2 protein-coding genes and 1 tRNA gene are annotated in these 3,110 nt (G+C 53.8%); 2 read left to right on the forward strand and 1 reads right to left on the reverse strand.

Going from position 1 to position 3,110, the window contains the following annotated elements; genetic code table 11:
* Window position 1: 1 nt before the first annotated feature.
* Both Q0L39_RS11395 and fabG read left to right on the forward strand, forming a co-directional pair.
* Window positions 2-77: transfer RNA gene (locus Q0L39_RS11395), tRNA-Lys, on the forward strand.
* An 83-nt stretch (window positions 78-160) separates the two neighbouring features.
* Window positions 161-892, forward strand: a complete 732-nt coding sequence (fabG, locus tag Q0L39_RS11400) for a 3-oxoacyl-ACP reductase FabG (RefSeq protein WP_296629291.1) — start codon at window positions 161-163, stop codon at window positions 890-892.
* A 97-nt stretch (window positions 893-989) separates the two neighbouring features.
* Here the strand turns inward: fabG and Q0L39_RS11405 are convergent, their stop codons facing one another.
* Window positions 990-2,333, reverse strand: coding sequence for a sodium-dependent transporter (locus Q0L39_RS11405; RefSeq protein WP_296629292.1), 1,344 nt, complete (start codon window positions 2,331-2,333; stop codon window positions 990-992).
* Window positions 2,334-3,110 lie beyond the last annotated feature (777 nt).

The following is a 3,110-nucleotide window of genomic DNA, read 5'->3' on the forward strand; positions in this document are numbered from 1 at the left end:
TGACTTATTAGCTCAGTCGGTAGAGCACCTGACTTTTAATCAGGGTGTCCGGAGTTCGAGTCTCCGATAGGTCACCAAAAAGGCTGCTGGAAATATCCAGTGGCTTTTTTTCTGCGTTTTTGCTCTCTTCCCTATCTTTCCACCGAAAGGAGCTTTTTGCTTGAAAGTCGCTTTGATTACCGGCGCGTCCCGCGGCATCGGACGCGCACAGGCTGTAAAATTTGCCGCCAATGGCTATCAGGTCATCGCCAACTATCACCGTTCCGCTGACCAGGTGCAGCAGCTCTCGGAGCAGCTTGCTGCCCAGGGCTTTGCCCTCACTCCCATTCAGGCTGATGTCAGCGACCCTGACCAGGTGCAGCAGATGGTGCAGCAGGTGCTCGATCAGTTTGGACATATCGACACCCTCATCTGTAACGCCGGTGTGGCAAAACAGGGACTGCTGACCGATTTTTCTCCTGAGGACTGGCGCCGCATGATGGCAGTAAACCTCGACGGCACCTTCTATTGCTGCCGCGCTGTGCTGCCCTCGATGATCCGCCGTCAGAGCGGCTGCATCATCACCACCTCCTCGATCTGGGGCATCACCGGCGCCTCCTGCGAGGTGCCTTACTCGGCGTCCAAGGCAGCCATCATAGGTCTGACCAAGGCGCTGGCAAAGGAGGTCGGCCCGTCCGGCATCCGTGTCAACTGCATCGCACCAGGTGTCATCGACACCGAGATGAACGGCGACTTTACTCCTGAGGTGATGCAGCAGCTGGCAGAGGAAACTCCGCTGGGAACGATCGGCACCCCTGAACAGGTTGCCGAGTGCGCCTACTTTCTGGCGAGCGAAGCAGCTTCCTTCGTCACCGGACAGGTGCTCAGTCCAAACGGCGGCTTCCTGATTTAACAGTAACGATTCAATATTGTAAAAAGACCTTCTGTCAACAATGACAGAAGGTCTTTTTACTTTGTGGAAGTTTATAAAAAAGGAGATTGTACAACGATTAACCAATACCGCCCTTGACGATGCCCAGAATGACCACCGCTGCCGACAACAGAATGTAGACGTACTTCGCCAGAAAAGCATAGCAGCGCGGCAGTGGTTTTGTACGGCCCAGCATCAGCTCCTGACCGATTTTGTCCATTCCCAGCACCCAGTAGATCATCACTGCGCCAAGCAGCGCGCCGATTGGCACGATGAAGATGGTGACAATGTCCATCCACTTATTCATGTACGGCATATATTCAATGAAGGCGCCGACGCCAAAAACGATGACAGCGACCACCGCTGCCGACAGTTTGCGCTTCAGAGAGAAACGGGTCTGGATTGCTTCGGTGCAGACCTCAAACATGTTGACCAGCGAGGTAACACCCGCAAACAGCACCGATACAAAGAAGAAAATAGCGAATACTCTGCCCAATGGCATCTGTTCAAAGACACGCGGCAGGGTGATAAACAGCAGCGGAGGTCCCGACTGCGGATCCAGACCGAACGCAAAGACGGCGGGAATGATGGCAAAACCGGAGATCAGCGCCGCGCAGGTGTCCAGCAGAGCGGTCAGCAGCGAGGAATGAACGATGTCCTCGCTCTTTTTCAGGTAGCTGCCGTAGATAATCATGCCCGAACCGGTGATGGACAGCGAGAAGAACGCCTGACCCATCGCCATAATCCAGGTATCGGCATTGAGCAGTGCGCTCCAGTCTGGAACCAGCAGATAGCGGTAACCGTCCATCGAGCCAGGCAGGAAGAATACCCGCACTGCAATGATAATAAACAGGACGAAGAAGGTGGGCATCATCACACGGTTGACCTTTTCGATGCCGCCGGAAATGCCGAACAGCAGCACCAGAACGGTGATGAGCACCACAGCCAGATGCCACGGCAGGCTGCCAAAGTGGCCGGTGACCTGATTGAAGTAGGTCTCTGCACTTTCCGCGGTGAACATGGTGCCGAAAAGTGCGCCAAAGATGCTGCGCAGCACCCATGCAACGACGATACAGTAGCCGATAGCGATGCCAAACGAGCCTGCCAGCGGCAGATAGCCCAGAGCAGCGCCGAGCTTTTTGCTTTTGCCGCGGCTGGCCATCACCTGTTCAAACGAACCGACCGGTCCGGTGCCGCTTCTGCGTCCGAGTGCGAACTCACCCGACAGACCGACCAGTCCGAACAGGGCGACAAACAAAAAGTAAGGGATAAAGAAAGCAGCGCCGCCGTACTGTCCCACGCGATACGGGAACAGCCAGATATTGCCCATGCCGACTGCCGAGCCGACCGACGCCAAAATAAATCCCAGTTTTCCGGTGAACTGCCCATTCTGGGACAGCGCACCCTTTGCATTTTCCTTCATGATGGTAAATTCCTCTCTTTTTTGTTGAAGATCCCTCGGGTGGATTTGGTAAAATTATACTTTTACGCACCTATTCGTTAAAGCGAATGGGCGACAAAACACGGTAGAGGGATTTTCTCCTATCATAGCAGAAAGGAGCACAAAAAGCAAGAGCGAAGCTTCTTTTCTTCGCTCTTGCCTTTTATTCTCAGAAAGCGCTGTTTTGCAGAGAAGGAGCAATTCTCCTTCTCCGAACCTTGATTATTTTTCTCTCTCGAGGAAAGACCTCATCTCCGCTTTCTGCGTTGTCTTACTTTTTATGTGTGGTCTCAAGAATGGACAAAGTCCATTCTCCAAGGTTTCTGCAAAAATGTTGCGGGCTGCGTAAGCCCGCACCGTTCTTTTAGGGTAGTCCCTACAAAGCCTTTGTGGGCCTACGCGGCCCACACCCGCGGAAACTTTCTTATGTGAAGAAAGTTTCACAAAGAGCACACAAGGAACCTCCTGGTTCCTTGACCTCCAGCGAAGTGGGTCAGGTATGACCCCCTTTGAACCCCCTCTGTATCGGTAGAAAGTACGTTCGACGAAGGCACTCTGCTGCCCGAAGCGGCAGGTGCAATACCTGACATCCTCCTGCTGGCGGAGCAGACAGGGGGAGAGAACTTCGCTTTGCGAAGTTCCCGAGGGGATGTGCCCCTCCAGAGGAGAATCCAAAGAGGACACCTCCTCTTTGGCGAATCTTTGGTTCCTTTCTTTTCGACAAGAAAGGAACCTCGGGCGCGGGCTGAGTAAGCCCGC

Origin of the sequence: uncultured Negativibacillus sp., assembly GCF_944388365.1 — a bacterium.
Lineage (GTDB): Bacteria > Bacillota > Clostridia > Oscillospirales > Ruminococcaceae > Negativibacillus.

Coding starts and splice junctions, on each gene's coding strand:
- Q0L39_RS11405 (WP_296629292.1), bottom strand. CDS start 2,333: ATGAAGGAAAATGCAAAGGGTGCGCTGTCCCAGAATGGGCAGTTCACC.